This is a genomic window from Zoogloea sp. (genome assembly GCF_030157465.1).
In the GTDB taxonomy this organism is placed as follows: domain Bacteria; phylum Pseudomonadota; class Gammaproteobacteria; order Burkholderiales; family Rhodocyclaceae; genus Zoogloea.
Genome location: NZ_JAOAUU010000147.1, coordinates 83,185 through 97,941, shown reverse-complemented (window position 1 = coordinate 97,941; position 14,757 = coordinate 83,185). Strand labels below are relative to the sequence as shown.

Sequence of the window (14,757 nt, the reverse complement as noted above, 5' to 3'; positions counted from 1 at the left end):
CGCGGACCTCCCATTTATCGCACCTCACCCTCAGCGTTTATCGCGCGCGGCTTTACCAGTGCAATGACCGCCGCAACATAAGGCAGCCCCCGGTTGATGCGCGGAAAATACTCGGCCAGCCTCAAGGGAATGCGAACCATCAAAAGGGCTCCGCCGAGAAAAACGCAGAAACTGATATTCAGTGCGGCATTGGGAATCCACGTGCTGTCAGGAAAAAAATACTGGGCAAGAAGACCATACCCGGACACCAGCACGACAAAAATGACCGCCGTGAAGGCCGCGAATCCCAGGTAAAGACGCTGGCCGGTCCACAGCCCGTTGGCCAGGTTGGCCAGGTTGGCCAGCCCCATCGCCAGCACGAAACCCAGCATGGCCCCGATCATGAGCAGATCCTTCTGGGCCTGGGCGCGAAAAGCCTTAGGCGTCCAGGCCGTAATTGCGGTGGCCATCATCGAACTGGTTTCGATACGCATGTAAAAAACGCCGGGCGCCTCGGCAGGCAACTCCACCGGAAAGACGATCGTGCGATAGGGCAGCTCGCGCGCACTCATCGGGTAGCGATCTCCGGCACGGGATTCGTGCCAGCCGCCACGCTCGCCGGCGCGCTGCGAATACAGGCGCACGTCATCCGCGAAAGGGCCCTTGAAATCCAGCCACCACTCCGGGCCGGCCGACAGCGCGCGCCGGATGCAGATCCGCAGCCACACCACGTCGGTCGTGAAGCCCAGCGCGAGACCGCCTTTGAGGATTTTGAACTGGCTGGCACTGGACGGCGCCGAAACATCGTCGATCGACAACGATCGCCCCGGATCCCTAAGCACCGACAGCTCTGCGAAATCGAGCACACGCTCGCTTTCGGCATCGGAAAGCGGCGCCGAATCGAGGCCGCAGGCGCCGCTGAGCAGCGCATGGAGCAGGAGCAGCAGCCCGAGCAGCACACGAATGAAGCTGGCCGTCGACGAACCCAACGCCCCTCCGGCATCGAGACCTGAAGAGGACACGCGGCGGATCCGGGAGTCGGTGGTGAATTCAGCTTGCATGGCGCATTGTGCCGGGCACACCGACACATCCCGGGGTTGAAAATCTTGAGCGGCCGATGATGCTAAAGCAGGCCCACGGCGCCAGCGAATGCTTACCAATCCTCACGATGCCAGCCATCATTCAGGACGCCCGGAGCGCATCGACGATTTTCATCCGCGCCGCCCGCGCCGCCGGCATGAATCCGCCCACAAACCCCATGCCGAGCGCGAAGAGCAGCGTCTTGACGGCAATCGCCGGCGTCAGCCGGAAGCTGAAAGCCAGCTCGGAAAACGACTGCCAGTTCATCGTGGAAATCGTGAACGCCTGCATCAGCGACGCCGCCGCCAGCCCGGCCACGCCGCCCAGCAGCGACAGCAGCAGGCTTTCCACCATGAAAGCCACCATCACGCTCGATCTGCGAAACCCCAGCGCCCGCAGCGTGCCGATCTCGGCGGTGCGGCTGGCCACCGCGGCGTACATCGTGATGGCCCCGCCGATCACGGCGCCCACCGAAAAAATCACCGACAGTGTCAAGCCGAGAATGTTGATGAAGTTGGACAGCATGGCCGACTGGTCGGTGTAGAAAGTGCGCTCGAGCTTGGCCTCCAGCGTAAGGCGCGGGTCGGCGTCGAGCGTCTGGCGCGCCGCCGGAAAATCCGCCGCGTCCGACAAGCGGAAGACCAGCGACGAAAAGGCGTTGCGCCGGAAGGTTTGCAGCAGCGGGTCGGCGTCACCCCAGATCTCGGAATCAAAACCGCTCCGGCCCGCCTCAAAAATGCCCACCACCCGCCACTCCCGCCCGCCGAAACGCACCGCATCGCCGAGCCCCATGCCCCGGAAGCGCTGGGCGATGCTGCTGCCGACAAGGATTTCGCTGGAGCCGGGGCGAAACATGCGCCCCTCCACCACCCGCAGCTGCGGACGCAGCGCGGCACCGGCCGGCCCCACACCACGGATGATCACGTTGGCCGGCTTGTCGCCGTCGCGCTTGGCGAGGGTGATGAGCACCACGGTCTCGCGCGATACCAGCGGCAGCCCCCCGGCGCCGCGGGCAATCTGCGGCAGGCTTTCGACCAGCGCCGCCTGGCTGCGCTCGATGACGCTCTGCACCTCGGTTTCCGAGCCCTTCCGGATCACCACCACGTTGTCCGGCTGACCGGTATCCACCAGGGCTTCCTTCAGGCCCTGGTCGAGCATCAACACGGCGGCAAACACGAACACCACCAGCGCCATGCCGCCAGCGGTAAGCGCCGTGGTGAGGCGCCTCGCCCAAAGGTTGCGCAGGCTGTAGGAAAGCGGAATCGGTTTCATCAGCCGACCGCCCTCAGACCATCGACGATGGACAGCCGCGCCACCCGCCGCATCGGCAGGATCGCCGCCACCACACCTACCGTCAGCGCACAGCCGAACTGCAGCAGCACGGTGGATTCGGACACGTTGAACACCGGAAACAGCGTGCCCATTCTTGCCGCAAAGGCCGCCGCCACCGGAAAAGTCAGCGCGATGCCGATCAAGCCGCCACCCAGCGCCAGCATCAGGCTCTCGCCAAAAATCATCGCCGCGACGAAAGCCGGCGAAAAACCCAGGGCCCTGAGGGTGGCGTACTCGGCGGTGCGCTCGCGGGCGGTCATCGCCATCGTGTTGGCCATGACCGCCATGATGATGAAGATCACCAGGTAGGAAACGATGCGGATCGCCACCACGATGGCCTCGGTCATTGCCACAAAGCCGAGCGCAAAAGCCTTTTCGGTTTCGGTAAGGGTTTCGGCCCGTGAATTGGCGAACTCCTGGTCGATCGCCCGCGACACCGCCGCCACCCGGTCGGCCCCTTCCACCTCGACGATGAACACGCCCACGTTGTCAGCCCGGCCGGGCATGCGCGCCTTCACGGTTTCGTTGAGATAGGCCCAGTGCAGGAACATCTGCGACTGGTCGGTGCCCTTCTTCGCGCCGTCGTAGATACCGCGGATCACGAAATCCCAGTTGCCCGGATAAACCGTTCCCTTCAGCGTCAGGGTATCGCCGACCTTGAAGCCATGGACATCCGCCAGCTTGCGACCGACGATGCAGCCTTTGCGATCACGCAGGAAATCACGCATCGCGTTTTCGCCCACGACAAACTCGGGATAGAGGCGAAAGTAGCTCTCGCCATCCACCGCAAACTGCGGAAAGAAATTTTTCGGCTCCTTGTAGATTCCCCCGAACCAGTTCGCCCAACTGATATCCCGCACGCCATCCACGGCGCGGATGCGCTCCTTGTAAGAAAGCGGCAGCGGAAACGCCAGCGAAATCGAGCTGCGGGTCACCAGACGATTGGCCGCGGCCCCCTCGGCCCCCGCATACCACGCATCCACCACCGTGCCGAGCAGCCCGAACGCCAGGATCGCCACCACCATGCCGAGCACCGTCAGCCCCGCCCGCAGGCGGTGGCGCCCGGCGTTGAGCACAATGAGCTTGAAGAAACTGGCGGTCATCTCGTCAGCCCGCTCGCCAGGCGTGCGAAAACCCGCGCAAGCTCTTGCGCTCTTGCCGCACAGGCGCCAAGCTATACACTTCAAAAAGCCGGTGGCACGGCGCCGCCGCGCCCATTGGTACACACAAAAAGGAGGGATAAAAACTATGGCTGCGACGGTTCAACAGATTCTTCAGAGCAAAGGCAACGCGAACTACTCCGTAACCCCCGACACCACCGTGCTCCAGGCCCTCCTTCTCATGGCCGAACGCAACGTCAGTGCCGTGCTCGTGATGGAAGGCGCGCGGCTGGCGGGCATCTTCACCGAGCGCGACTACGCCCGCAAGGTTGTGCTGAAGGGCCTCGCCTCTAAGGACACCAAGGTCGGCGACCTGATGACGCCCAACGTGCTCACTGTTTCCCCCACCCACACCATCGACGACTGTATGTGCATCATCACCAACAACCATGTGCGCCACCTGCCGGTGGTCGATCATGGCAAGGTGGTGGGCATCATCAGTATTGGCGACGCGGTCAAGTCGGTCATGGAACAGCAGCAGGCCACCATCGACCAGCTTGCCGGCTACATCGCCGGTGGCATGACAACCTGAACGTTTCATGTCCGGCGCAGCGCCTCGCCCGCCGGACGCACTTCTGGCCGCACTTCCGGCCACTCCGTCTTAAGCTCCCCTTTTTCCAGATGCATGATCGCGTGGGCCGCCTCGGCGGCCCGCTGGTCGTGGGTGACCATCACGATGGTCTTCCCGGCTTCGCGGTTGAGGCGCTGGAGCAGCCGCAGCACCTCGCCGGCCGACTCCCGGTCAAGATCGCCGGTGGGCTCGTCGGCCACGATCAGGGTCGGATCGCTCACCAGCGCACGGGCAATCGCCACCCGCTGCTGCTGGCCGCCGGAGAGTTCGCCCGGCCTGTGATCCATGCGGTCGGCAAGGCCCACCATGCCCAGCGCAAACTCGGCCCGCTGGCGCCGCTCCCGGCCTGAAAGATTGGTCAGCAGCAGCGGCAATTCAACGTTCTCGCGCGCGTTGAGCACCGGCATCAGGTTGTAGAACTGGAAGATGAAGCCGATGTTGCGGGCCCGCCAGTCGGCCAGCGCCGCTTCGTCGAGGGCTGCGATGTTTTCGCCCGCCACCACCAGTTCGCCACTGTCGGCCCGGTCGATGCCGGCAATCAGGTTGAGCAGCGTGCTCTTGCCCGAACCCGACGGCCCCATCAGCGCCAGGAATTCTCCCGCTGCAATGTCAAAACTGATGCCGGCCAGCACCGGCACCACCTGTACACCGCGCCGGTAGGTTTTGTGCACATTGCACAGCCGCACGACGGGCTCGGTCGCGGCCATCACTTGCCGCCCGTTTTTACCGCTGCGCCATCGCGCAGCGATGCCGGCGGACGCAGCACCAGCGTATCGCCAGGCGCCACACCGCTCAGCTCGACAAGATCGCCGATCTTTGGGCCGGGCGTGACCGATACCCGTTTTGCCACGCCGTTCTCTACCCGGAACACCGCACTCGCGCCGCCCTCGGCGACGACCGCCTCGCCATGAACGGCCACCCGCGGCTGGCGCCGGGCGGCGTCCAGCGCTTCGGACAAAAAAGCGATCTTGGCGCTCATTTCGGGCAAAACGCGCGGATCGGGATCAATGAAGCGGATCTTGGTCAGCACACTGGCCTTGGCCCGATCCACCGTCGGCACAAGGCGCGACACCTCACCGCGAAAGCGCAACTCGGGAAAAGCATCGAGCTGGATTTCACAGGGCTGGCCCGGCTTGATCTTCGAGAGGCTGGATTCCGACACGTCGGCCTCCACCTCCAGCGTGCTCATGTCGGCCATGCTGACCACCGCGCCCTTGCTGTCGGCGGCCGCCGAAAAGTTGGTGATCAGATCGCCCACGTTGGCGTGCTTGGTCAGCACCACGCCGTCGAAGGGCGCACGGATTTCGGTTTGCGCCACCGCCACCTGCGCGGCCTGGCGGGCGGCCTCGGAGGCTCTTTCAGCCGCCCGGGCCGAAACCACGGCCGCACGCGCCTTGACCATCCGCGCCTCCGCCTGGTCCACCTGGGCCTGGGCCACGAAATTGCGGGCGCGAAGATCGCGGGCGCGGCCGAAGGCCAGTTCGGCGTCACGCAGCTCGGCCTGCACTTGTCCGACGTTGGCCTGCGCCACGCCGACATTGGCCGCGGCCTGCTGCAGCTGGGCCGCCACGTCGCGCTGCTCGAGCCGGGCGATGAGCTCGCCGGCCTTCACGACCGAGCCCTCGCGCACACCCAGCCATTCAAGCCGTCCGGTCGCCTTGGAGGCGATTGCCGCCTTGCGCTGGGCGACCACGTAGCCGGTAGCGTTGAGCACCGTAAGGCCCTGGTAGGGCCAGGCCTGGCCGACCGTCACCGTTTCGACCCCGACCGGTGCCCTCAGCCCGGCAAAAATCGCCGACCCGCCCAGCACCAGCACGGCCAGCCCGCCAATCAGCCAGCCCTTGCGGGGGCGACTTTTTGGCGAGCGAGGGGTCTGACGGTCGATACGCAGTGGCGAGAGATCGGTTTCGCTCATGGCGACAGCCTGAAAATGCGGGATTGGCCCAGCATTCTACAGCGCGCGCGCCAGCCTCCACGACGTCGGCATTCGCGTCAAAACCAAAACAATCAATGAATTATTGTTTCAGTCCCAACAACAATTTTCACGCTTCAGGAAAGCGCACCACGACGGCCAGCCCTGCCCCGCCGTCCGGCCGCGCCAGCCCATCCTCGAAACTCAGGCTTGCACCGCTGATCTCGGCGATCCGGGCGACGATGGAGAGGCCCAGCCCGCACCCATCGGCCTCGGGGTCGGCGCCGCGGGCAAAGCGGGTCAGCATTTTCTGGCGCAGCTCCCGGGCAATGCCGGGGCCGTCGTCGGCGACCCGCATGCTGCGTGCACCGGCGTCGAGGCTGACGACCACGTGGCCGCCAGCCGGCGTGTAGCGCAGCGCGTTATCCACGAGGTTGCGCAACATCACTTCAAGCCACCAGCGGTTGCCACAGAGCCGCAAGCCGGCCCCGGCCTCGAGTTCCAGCGTCTGCTGGCGGCGCAGGGCCTGGGGCGTGAGCACCGAGCAGACAGCTTCGGCAAGCTCGGCCAGTTCGAGCAGCGCAACGCCTTCCGCCGTTGCGGCTCCGGCATCGGGGTCGAGCCGGGCCAGCGTAAGGAGCTGTTCGACCAGATGCGTCATGCGGTCGACGCCCGACAAGACCTGGTCGAGGGCGTGGCCGCGCACGCTGTCATCAAGGGTACGGCGCGCAACCTGGGCCTGGATCTTGAGCGCAGCCAGCGGCGTGCGCAGTTCGTGGGCCGCGTCGGCAGTGAAACGCCGCTCGTTGTCGAGCACCTCGGTCACCCGCCCGACCAGCGCGTCCAGCGAACTCACCAGCGGTGCGATTTCGGCCGGCAGCGAGCCGGGCACATTCACCGGTGCAAGGTGCCGGGCGTCGAGGCCACTAACAGCCCGCGCCACTGCATCCACCGGGCGCAGCGCCCGCCCGACCACGGCCCAGATGCCCAGCGCCATCAACGGCAGGCCAATCAGAATGGGCAGCAGCAGGTGCAGGGCGATCTCGCCGGCGAGGCGGTAACGGGCGCCGTGGTTGTGTCCGACGATGACCCGGTAGTCGCTGTGGTCGTGGTCGACCGTGAAGAATCGCCATAGCTCGCCGTGCAGATCGTGCTCGTCGAAACCGGGACCGCCGGTGGCCGGCAGCGCCGGCATTTCGGACGAGCGCACCAGCAGGCGCCAGCCGCCGTCCTTCTCCCGCTGCCAGGCCTGAAAGGCGATCGGCAACTGGTAGGCGTGCTGATGCTCGGCCATCTCGTCGGCCACATGGCCGTCCTCGCTGGCCGCCACGATGGCCAGCAGGGTTTCGGCAACCTGCACCAGCTGCGCATCGAAAAGTTCGTCGGCCTCGGCATGGGCGGTGCGAAACGCCACCAGCGCCGACACGCTCCACAACAGCGCCACCACCCCGATGAGCAGCAGCACCAGCCGGCGGCGCAGGGAATAAACCGAGCGGACGACGCTCACTTGGGCGCCTCGTCCACCATGTAGCCAACCCCGCGCACGGTACGGATCAGCTCGCTGCCGAGCTTGCGGCGCAGGTGATGAATGTGCACTTCGAGCGCATTGCTGCCAACGGCTTCGCCCCAGACGTAGAGCTGCTCGTCCAGGATCCGGCGGGTCAGCACCCGGCCGGCGGCGTCCAGCAGCATGCGCAAAAGGTCGAACTCGCGGCCCGTGAGCGCCACCGGCACACCCTTCAAGCTTGCGCTACGGGCAGCCGGGTCGAGCACAAGATCGCCGTGTCGCAGACTGGCATCGGCACGGCCCTGGGAGCGGCGCACCAGCGCACGCAGGCGGGCCGCCAGTTCGTCGAGATCGAAGGGCTTGACCACGTAGTCGTCGGCGCCGAGATCGAGGCAGCGAACCTTGTCGACCACCTGGTCGCGGGCCGTGAGCACCAACACCGGCACCGGGTTGCCGGCCCCGCGCAGGGCCGAGAGCACCGACAGCCCATCCCGCCGGGGCAGGCCGAGGTCGAGCACGATGGCGGTGAAGCTCTCCGCCGCCAGCGCCGCCAGCGCCGCCTCGCCATCGCGCACCCAGTCCACCGCGAAACCGGCACCGGCCAGCCCGGCCTTCACCCCGTCGCCCAGCAGGCGATCATCCTCGACCAGCAGAATCCGCATCTTTTTACCTTGTTCCCGGAACCCTGAATTCAGGGCTGCCGATCATTCTCATCCGCCGCCCGCCTGGCAAGGCGACGGTACTGGAAGCCACTGACCATGCTCTGCGCCACCGGCTGCCCACTGCGCTCATGGAACACCAGCGCAGCCACATGCACGGCGACAAAACCGATCAGCACGAAAAAGCCCACCTCGTGGGGTTCCTTGATGGCGTGCCGGAAATCATGGAGCGCGCCCTCCCAGGGCGCCAGGGGGCCGACGCCGAACTGGGCCGCAGCCAGTCCCAGCCCGGTTGCCACCATCAGCACCATCACACCGTAGGCCACAATGTAAGCCAGGCTGGCCAGCGGATCGTGGCCAAAGCCGTGCCCGACCGGCAGCCGGCGCTCCCGCAGCACGCGAAGCCAGACCTGCAGATGCCAGAAATCGGACCACCGCGCGCGGGCTGGCCCGAACAAACCCCACAACACGCGTGTGCCCAGGCCGCCGGCCAACAGGTAGCCGGTGATCACATGCACCTGCCAGGCGCCATCCTCAAACGGGCCGTGCTCGAGGAACTCGGCGATCTGGCTGCTCGCAGCGAGCATCACGATGGCCACCGCATTCCACCAGTGCAGGAGGCGCAGCAACGGGTCATACACCTTGATGCGCTCAAGGGTGAGGGTTTCGGGCTGGCGGGCGTCCATGATGGTTCCTTGCTGTTCGTATATACCTACTATCGCCGATGAGGCTTAGCGCAGCCTTAAGCAGGCTGCCAACCCATTAAAGCATCGTCATGGCAGAACGTACGAGATTGGCCAGTCTTGCCGGACAAGGCCTTGATCGGGCCCTCTGGCTCAATCGGGGAGTCCGGGCCGGCAGGGCGGCGAAACTTTTCTGCAACGGTTACGGAACATATGCGAGGCGGGACACTCCGAATCAGGCGCCCAACAATGGAGTTTTCATGAACCGCCCCTGCATCCGCGTCATCCTGGCCGCCATCGCCAGCCTGCTTGCACCCCCTCTCCTCGCCGCCGACCGGAGCGATAGCCAGACCGAAACGGCGATTCCCCGTAGCGGCAACCTTTATGGCCTGGGCATCGGCGTCATGCCCAAAACCTCCGGCTCCGAAGATCTCCGCACGATGGTCCTGCCAATCATTCAGGCCACCTATGCCGATCGCTTCTACATCAACGCGCTGCGCGCCGGCGTATGGCTGGCCGATTCGGATGACCGGCGCCTGCGCGTCGGGCTGGCAGCCGACGCCCGCTTCGGCTGGAAAGCAGAAGACGGCGGGCGCACCAAAGGCATGGAAGACCGGGACTTTTCGGTGGACCTGGGCCCTGCCCTGCGCTGGCAAACCGATTACGGCACGCTCAATGCCCAGTGGGGGTTTGACGTGGGCGGCGCCAGCAAAGGGCAAAACGTGCAGCTGCAGTTTGTACGCGCACTGGTACGCGGCCCGGGGCTGCGTGTAAACGGACTGGTCGGCATTACCTGGAACGACAAGCGGGCCAACAATTACTACTACGGCGTCTCGCCCGCCGAAGCCACGGCGAACCGGCCGACCTATTCCGCAAGCTCGGGCACCCAACTGCAGGCCGGAGTAAATGGCGCCTGGCCCGTTGGGCAACGCGGCTCAGTGCTGTTCGGGCTGATGGCCACGCGGCTGGGTGGTGCCCAGGCCGACAGCCCCATCGTGGAGACACGCATCCAACCGCTGGCCTATGCAGGCTACGGGTGGAGCTTCTGATCGCGGAGTGACGCGCTCAGGAGAACGCCAGGGCCGCCCCAGGTTTGCGTGTCCCCCACGAGGGGCTGGCGGGGTAGCCCGGCCCTGAAGGCGCTCAGAGCGGGCGCTTGACTGTCAGCGCGCCGCGGATCATCCCCTTCTCATAGCCGAAGGCCTGGTCGTGGGGGTAGCTCCTGGCGAGCTGGCTCTTGAGGCCGGCCTCGATCTTGTCCGCCGGGCCATGGCACTTCAGGCATACGTCGCCCACCGGAATGGCGCGGATGTAGCGATAGACCTGCTTGCCGTTCTCGGTGACGAGCTCGCCAGTTTCAAGGGTTTCGACCTTCTCGCCGGCAGCCGCCCGGATGTTGAAGTCGGCCAGCTGGCGGGCCTCCCACACATCGGGCGTGCCACGCTCGGGGTTGCGTGTCTTGAGGCTGACGCGGCGCATGTCCCAGCCAGTCTTGGCGGCCTGCTCCCGGAGCAGCTGGGGCGCTTTTTCCTTGCACACCGGAATCGCTTCGACCGGCCCTTTGGCGGCAACGGTCTCCTGCATCATGCCAACCACCTTGGGCAACACCGGCAGGGCGTTCTTGCGGGTATCGACCTTCAGGGCATCGAGATCCTGGGCCTGGGCGGCTCCGGCGAGAAGAGAAACGGCAATCAGGGCAAGACGAAGCATGGTCGATCCTTTCTTAATCAGAGTTTTCTAATATACAGGATGTCATGCCAGCGAGAACAGGGAGGCGAAACCAATCCGCAAAAAACGGGACCAACATCATGCGCAATCCGAAGCGCCACACTTAGGGAGCCCCACCATGGAATCGCAGACCCACACCCTCGCCAACCTGTTCGCCCAGCTCGGCTTGCCGGGCGAGCAGGCCGCCATCGAAGCCTTCATCGAGCGGCACGCGCCCCTGCCCCACGACCTGCAGCTGGCCGACGCGCCATTCTGGACGCCATCGCAGGCCGCCTTTCTGAAAGCCGATATTTCCGAAGACTCCGACTGGAGCGCGGTGGTCGACGGCCTCGACGTGCTGCTGCGCCGCGAAGGCTGAACCGGCTATTCGGCGATCAGAAAACGCGCCGGATCAACGCCCCACTTGTCCGGGGCCTCTGCCGACACGATGCGGTCGCCACCGCCACTGCCAAGCTTGCGGCCAAGATCCACGAGTTCGGGCTTGATGTAGCCGTTGGATCGGGTGCTGAAAAACGTCCGCACGCGCGGCGTCAAAAGGCTGCTTTCGTTCTGCTCGGTGACCACGCCCAGGCGGCCCGACTCCAGCCGCACCAGGCTGCCCACCGGATAAATGCCGACACAGCGCATGAAGGCCTGCAGCAGTTTCTGGTCGAAGTGGGCGCTGCTCCACTCCCACATCTTGCGCAGCGCCTCGGCCGCCGGCATGCCCTTGTGGTAGCAGCGGTCGGCGGTGATCGCGTCGTAAACATCGACGATGGCGGCCATCCGCGCCATCACTGAAATGGCGTCCCCGGCCAGACGGTCGGGGTAGCCGCTGCCATCGAGGCGTTCGTGGTGGTGGCGGGTGATGTCCAGTGGCACGGCGCCGATGCCTGCGGTTTCGAGCAGCACGGCGTGGCCGTCGCCGGGATGCTTCTTGATCAGATCGAACTCTGCATCGGTCAGCCGGCCGGGCTTGTTGAGCACTTCGTCCGGCACCTTCATCTTGCCGATATCGTGCAAAAGACCCCCGATGCCCCCCTGGCGCAACTCTTCGCCGGCAAGCCCGAGGGAGCGGCCGAAAGCGATCATCAGCGTACATACGCTGACCGAGTGCAGGAAGGTGTAGTCGTCCTTGTTCTTGATGCCGATCAGCCCCATCAGCGCGTTGCTGTTGCGCAGTACCGACGAAGTGATCGCCTCGACCACCGGCTCGGCATCCTCCAGCGACACCGCCTTGCCGAGTCGCACATCGCCCATCATCGAGCGCACAACCTTGTGGGCCTGCTCATGCACCTTGCGGGCGCGGGCCATTTCCTCGCGCACTGAAACCCGCACCAGCTTGTCATCCGGCGCGCTCATCGCGGCGACGATTTCCTGCTCGACCGCCGCCTGAACCACATCGGCAGCCACTGCCTCCTGGTCATCGAGACCACGGTCGGTGTCGATATACACATGCTGGATGCCGGATTCGACGATACGGCGCAGATCGTCGCCTCCGGTCAGCTTGAACTTCGCACGCCAGAAAGGGTGCGACATCCAGTCGCCGCAAAGTTCATGAACAAACATGCCCGGCTTGAGCCGGGAAACCGGGATTTTCTTGAGCATAGTAAGGGCTTGGGCGAATTATATTTTTATGTACTTCGGCTTTAACGGCAGCTCGCCGCACCGCTTGAACATCTGTTCGTGACAGATTGCCTGCCCCCTGCAACCGGCCTGCAAATATACAACGGCTATAATGCGGCCTCTTTTTGCGTCAACTACTTAATCGTTCATGGACATCATCCTGCTCCTCAAGGCGCTGATTCTCGGCGTGGTCGAAGGCCTGACCGAATTCCTGCCCATCTCCAGCACCGGCCACCTGATCCTTGCCGGCGACCTGCTGAACTTCAACGACGACCGGGGCAAGCTCTTCGAAATCGTCATCCAGTCCGGTGCCATCCTCGCCGTGGTGTGGGAGTTCCGCGAGCGCATCCGCAGCACTTTCGCCGGCCTCGGTCGCCAGCGAGAAGCCAACCGGCTGGTGCTCAATCTGTTCATCGCCTTCCTGCCGCTGGCGGTGCTCGGGCTCGCCTTCGGCAAGGCCATCAAGGCCAACCTGTTCGCCCCTGTCCCGGTGGCTGCCGCCTTCATCATCGGTGCCTTCGTCATTTTGTGGGCCGAACGCAAGGACCACCGCATCCGCATCGAAACCGTCGATGAGATGGGTCCGATGGACGCCCTCAAGATGGGCATTGCCCAGGCTTTCGCGCTGATCCCCGGCACCTCCCGCTCGGGCTCGACGATCATCGGCGGCATGCTGTTCGGGCTGTCACGCAAGGCGGCGACCGAGTTCTCCTTCTTCCTGGCCATCCCGACCCTCGGCGTAGCCACGGTCTATCAGATCTACAAGGAGCGCGCCCTCCTCAACGCCGACGACATCGGCATGTGGGTGGTCGGCTTCATCTCGGCCTTCGTGTCCGCCTTCCTGTGCGTGCGCTGGCTGCTGCGCTACATCTCCAGCCACGACTTCGTGCCCTTCGCCTGGTATCGCATCGTCTTCGGCATCGTGGTGCTGCTGACCTGGCACTTCGGTCTGGTGGAATGGGCGGTTCACTAAGCCCGGCAATCCAGGGCGGATCGCAGCCCGAGCCAGGGGTCACTGGCCCCTGGCCGGTAAGCACACAGCTCACCCGTCTCCACGACACCCGGCGCGCGCGCACGCTGCCGGTCAAGCTCTACCTGCCCGAGCAGCCCCGGCCCCATGGCCTGATCGTGTTTTCCCACGGCCTCGGCGGCTCCTGCGAAAGCGGCACCGCGTGGCTCATGCACTGGGCCAGCCACGGCTTCCTGGCGCTGGCGCTGCAGCACCCGGGCTCGGATGACAGCATCCTGCGCAACAACTCCCCGCTGGCCCTGCGTCGCGCCTTCAAGGCCGCAATGATCCCCGAAGAACTCACCCGGCGCGCCGACGACTTGCGCTTCGTCCTCGGCCGCATCGGCCATGATCCGGCGCTGCCGGACGCCATCAACGCCGCCACCGCCATCGGCATTGCCGGGCATTCGTTCGGGGCCGTTACCGTGCAACTCATCGCCGGCGAGCGCCGTCCGACCCAGCCCGCCATCGATCCCGACCCACGCCTGCGTGCCGCGCTCGCCCTCAGCCCCTCGGCCCGCCATGCCGATTCGGCCCCCGGCCTCGACCAGCGCTTCGGCCACATCCGCCTGCCCTTTTTCGGCATCACCGGCAGCCGCGACGACGGCATGGGAATCTCCGACATCAGCGCGACCAACCGCGAGCTGCCCTTTCGCCACATGCCGGCCGACGACGGCAAATACCTCCTCGTCTTTGCGGGCGGCAACCACCTGGATTTTGCCGGCGAAGCCAGCGACACCGAGCGCATCGTGTTCCAGGCCCGCCGTCAACCGGCCGCCTTTCGCCCGCATCTGCTCGCCGCCAGCACGGCTTTCTGGCTCGCCCACCTGGGCTCCGACGCCACGGCACGGCGCTGGCTCACCACCGATTTTCCTGCCCGCCTGCGGCCCGACGACCGCTTCGAACACAAATGATCATCTACCTTCACGGCTTCCGCTCCGGCCCGCAAAGCTGGAAATCCCGCAGCCTCAAGGCTCGCATGGACGCGCTCGGCCTCGGCGACGAATTCTGGTGCGAACAGCTGCCGGTTTCCGCCTTCGAAGCCATCGCGCTGGCCGATGCGCAGATTGCCCGCTGCGGCACCGCGCCCACCCTTGTCGGCAGCTCGCTGGGCGGCTTCTACGCAACCTGTCTGGCCGAAAGGCACGGGCTCAAGGCCGTGCTGGTCAACCCGGCAGTGCTCGCGCCGCTGTCGCTGTCGTCTTACATAGGCACGCAAACCCACATGTACAGCGACGAGCCCTTCGAATTCACCGCTGCCCACATCGACGAAATCCGCGCCATCGAACCGCCGGCCATCACCCAGCCCGAGCGCTACTGGCTGATGGTTGAAACCGGCGATGAAGTGCTCGACTACCGCCAGGCCGTCGAACGCTACGCCGGCGCCCGGCAAACCGTGCTCGAAGGCGGCGACCACAGTTTCACCCGATGGGACGACTACCTCGATCCGATCCTGCACTTTGCGGGGCTGCTCGAATGAATCCGCAGAGCCACCCAAAACACACAGCCACTCGGCCGGCAGCAAGCCGCGC

Annotated in this window: 16 protein-coding genes; 6 read left to right on the top strand and 10 right to left on the bottom strand. The window is 65.3% G+C overall.

What is annotated here, in order from left to right:
* Positions 1–14: 14 nt before the first annotated feature.
* From Q1W26_RS18425 to Q1W26_RS18415, 3 genes are all read right to left on the bottom strand, one after another.
* Positions 15–1,040, bottom strand: a complete 1,026-nt coding sequence (locus Q1W26_RS18425; protein WP_300443102.1) for a 7TM-DISM domain-containing protein — start codon at positions 1,038–1,040, stop codon at positions 15–17.
* Between the two features lie 121 nt (positions 1,041–1,161).
* Complete coding sequence (locus Q1W26_RS18420; protein WP_300443100.1) at positions 1,162–2,331, bottom strand: ABC transporter permease; 1,170 nt, start codon at positions 2,329–2,331, stop codon at positions 1,162–1,164.
* Positions 2,331–3,494 (bottom strand): ABC transporter permease, encoded by a 1,164-nt coding sequence (locus Q1W26_RS18415; RefSeq protein WP_300443099.1) that lies wholly within the window; start codon positions 3,492–3,494, stop codon positions 2,331–2,333. Before Q1W26_RS18415 ends, Q1W26_RS18420 begins: the two co-directional genes overlap by 1 nt.
* A gap of 145 nt (positions 3,495–3,639) precedes the next feature.
* On the opposite strand from Q1W26_RS18415, the gene Q1W26_RS18410 reads away from it, so the two are divergent.
* The gene (locus Q1W26_RS18410; protein ID WP_300443098.1) at positions 3,640–4,083 is read left to right on the top strand and encodes a CBS domain-containing protein; all 444 of its coding nucleotides are present in this window, start codon (positions 3,640–3,642) and stop codon (positions 4,081–4,083) included.
* Positions 4,084–4,088: 5 nt separating this feature from the next.
* Here the strand turns inward: Q1W26_RS18410 and Q1W26_RS18405 are convergent, their stop codons facing one another.
* From Q1W26_RS18405 to Q1W26_RS18385, 5 genes are all read right to left on the bottom strand, one after another.
* On the bottom strand, positions 4,089–4,829 hold the full coding sequence (locus Q1W26_RS18405; protein ID WP_300443097.1) for an ABC transporter ATP-binding protein: 741 nt from the start codon (positions 4,827–4,829) through the stop codon (positions 4,089–4,091).
* Complete coding sequence (locus Q1W26_RS18400; RefSeq protein WP_300443096.1) at positions 4,829–6,037, bottom strand: efflux RND transporter periplasmic adaptor subunit; 1,209 nt, start codon at positions 6,035–6,037, stop codon at positions 4,829–4,831. The genes Q1W26_RS18405 and Q1W26_RS18400 overlap by 1 nt, the downstream gene beginning before the upstream one ends.
* A 127-nt stretch (positions 6,038–6,164) precedes the next feature.
* Complete coding sequence (locus tag Q1W26_RS18395; RefSeq protein WP_300443095.1) at positions 6,165–7,541, bottom strand: ATP-binding protein; 1,377 nt, start codon at positions 7,539–7,541, stop codon at positions 6,165–6,167.
* Positions 7,538–8,203: a response regulator gene (locus tag Q1W26_RS18390; RefSeq protein WP_300443093.1), complete on the bottom strand. Its 666-nt coding sequence runs from the start codon at positions 8,201–8,203 to the stop codon at positions 7,538–7,540. Before Q1W26_RS18390 ends, Q1W26_RS18395 begins: the two co-directional genes overlap by 4 nt.
* Before the next feature lie 29 nt (positions 8,204–8,232).
* Entirely contained in the window at positions 8,233–8,886 is a 654-nt protein-coding gene (locus Q1W26_RS18385; protein ID WP_300443092.1) for a cytochrome b/b6 domain-containing protein, read from the bottom strand.
* A 257-nt stretch (positions 8,887–9,143) separates the two neighbouring features.
* Between Q1W26_RS18385 and Q1W26_RS18380 the strand changes: the two genes are divergently transcribed.
* On the top strand, positions 9,144–9,932 hold the full coding sequence (locus Q1W26_RS18380) for a MipA/OmpV family protein (protein ID WP_300443091.1): 789 nt from the start codon (positions 9,144–9,146) through the stop codon (positions 9,930–9,932).
* 94 nt (positions 9,933–10,026) lie between these two features.
* On the opposite strand, the gene Q1W26_RS18375 is transcribed toward Q1W26_RS18380, so the two are convergent.
* Entirely contained in the window at positions 10,027–10,593 is a 567-nt protein-coding gene (locus Q1W26_RS18375; protein ID WP_300443089.1) for a DUF3365 domain-containing protein, read from the bottom strand.
* 136 nt (positions 10,594–10,729) lie between these two features.
* Here Q1W26_RS18375 and Q1W26_RS18370 point away from each other — a divergent pair, with 136 nt between their 5' ends.
* Positions 10,730–10,969: a DUF2789 domain-containing protein gene (locus tag Q1W26_RS18370; RefSeq protein WP_300443088.1), complete on the top strand. Its 240-nt coding sequence runs from the start codon at positions 10,730–10,732 to the stop codon at positions 10,967–10,969.
* Positions 10,970–10,974: 5 nt separating this feature from the next.
* Here the strand turns inward: Q1W26_RS18370 and Q1W26_RS18365 are convergent, their stop codons facing one another.
* A complete protein-coding gene (locus tag Q1W26_RS18365; RefSeq protein ID WP_300443087.1) occupies positions 10,975–12,198 on the bottom strand; it encodes an HD-GYP domain-containing protein in 1,224 nt (407 codons plus the stop codon).
* Between the two features lie 166 nt (positions 12,199–12,364).
* Here Q1W26_RS18365 and Q1W26_RS18360 point away from each other — a divergent pair, with 166 nt between their 5' ends.
* Genes Q1W26_RS18360 through Q1W26_RS18350 form a run of 3 tightly spaced genes read left to right on the top strand, consistent with a single transcriptional unit; the run spans position 12,365 to position 14,705 of the window.
* Positions 12,365–13,189: an undecaprenyl-diphosphate phosphatase gene (locus Q1W26_RS18360; RefSeq protein WP_300443085.1), complete on the top strand. Its 825-nt coding sequence runs from the start codon at positions 12,365–12,367 to the stop codon at positions 13,187–13,189.
* On the top strand, positions 13,174–14,139 hold the full coding sequence (locus Q1W26_RS18355) for a hypothetical protein (RefSeq protein WP_300443084.1): 966 nt from the start codon (positions 13,174–13,176) through the stop codon (positions 14,137–14,139). The genes Q1W26_RS18360 and Q1W26_RS18355 overlap by 16 nt, the downstream gene beginning before the upstream one ends.
* Positions 14,136–14,705 (top strand): YqiA/YcfP family alpha/beta fold hydrolase, encoded by a 570-nt coding sequence (locus Q1W26_RS18350; RefSeq protein WP_300443082.1) that lies wholly within the window; start codon positions 14,136–14,138, stop codon positions 14,703–14,705. Before Q1W26_RS18355 ends, Q1W26_RS18350 begins: the two co-directional genes overlap by 4 nt.
* Positions 14,706–14,757: the final 52 nt, after the last annotated feature.

Bases quoted from the DNA above. Each gene is read 5' to 3' on its own strand.
- Q1W26_RS18425 (WP_300443102.1), bottom strand. From the start codon at position 1,040: ATGCAAGCTGAATTCACCACCGACTCCCGGATCCGCCGCGTGTCCTCT.
- Q1W26_RS18420 (WP_300443100.1), bottom strand. From the start codon at position 2,331: ATGAAACCGATTCCGCTTTCCTACAGCCTGCGCAACCTTTGGGCGAGG.
- Q1W26_RS18415 (WP_300443099.1), bottom strand. From the start codon at position 3,494: ATGACCGCCAGTTTCTTCAAGCTCATTGTGCTCAACGCCGGGCGCCAC.
- Q1W26_RS18410 (WP_300443098.1), top strand. From the start codon at position 3,640: ATGGCTGCGACGGTTCAACAGATTCTTCAGAGCAAAGGCAACGCGAAC.
- Q1W26_RS18405 (WP_300443097.1), bottom strand. From the start codon at position 4,829: ATGGCCGCGACCGAGCCCGTCGTGCGGCTGTGCAATGTGCACAAAACC.
- Q1W26_RS18400 (WP_300443096.1), bottom strand. From the start codon at position 6,037: ATGAGCGAAACCGATCTCTCGCCACTGCGTATCGACCGTCAGACCCCT.
- Q1W26_RS18390 (WP_300443093.1), bottom strand. From the start codon at position 8,203: ATGCGGATTCTGCTGGTCGAGGATGATCGCCTGCTGGGCGACGGGGTG.
- Q1W26_RS18385 (WP_300443092.1), bottom strand. From the start codon at position 8,886: ATGGACGCCCGCCAGCCCGAAACCCTCACCCTTGAGCGCATCAAGGTG.
- Q1W26_RS18380 (WP_300443091.1), top strand. From the start codon at position 9,144: ATGAACCGCCCCTGCATCCGCGTCATCCTGGCCGCCATCGCCAGCCTG.
- Q1W26_RS18375 (WP_300443089.1), bottom strand. From the start codon at position 10,593: ATGCTTCGTCTTGCCCTGATTGCCGTTTCTCTTCTCGCCGGAGCCGCC.
- Q1W26_RS18370 (WP_300443088.1), top strand. From the start codon at position 10,730: ATGGAATCGCAGACCCACACCCTCGCCAACCTGTTCGCCCAGCTCGGC.
- Q1W26_RS18365 (WP_300443087.1), bottom strand. From the start codon at position 12,198: ATGCTCAAGAAAATCCCGGTTTCCCGGCTCAAGCCGGGCATGTTTGTT.
- Q1W26_RS18360 (WP_300443085.1), top strand. From the start codon at position 12,365: ATGGACATCATCCTGCTCCTCAAGGCGCTGATTCTCGGCGTGGTCGAA.
- Q1W26_RS18355 (WP_300443084.1), top strand. From the start codon at position 13,174: ATGGGCGGTTCACTAAGCCCGGCAATCCAGGGCGGATCGCAGCCCGAG.
- Q1W26_RS18350 (WP_300443082.1), top strand. From the start codon at position 14,136: ATGATCATCTACCTTCACGGCTTCCGCTCCGGCCCGCAAAGCTGGAAA.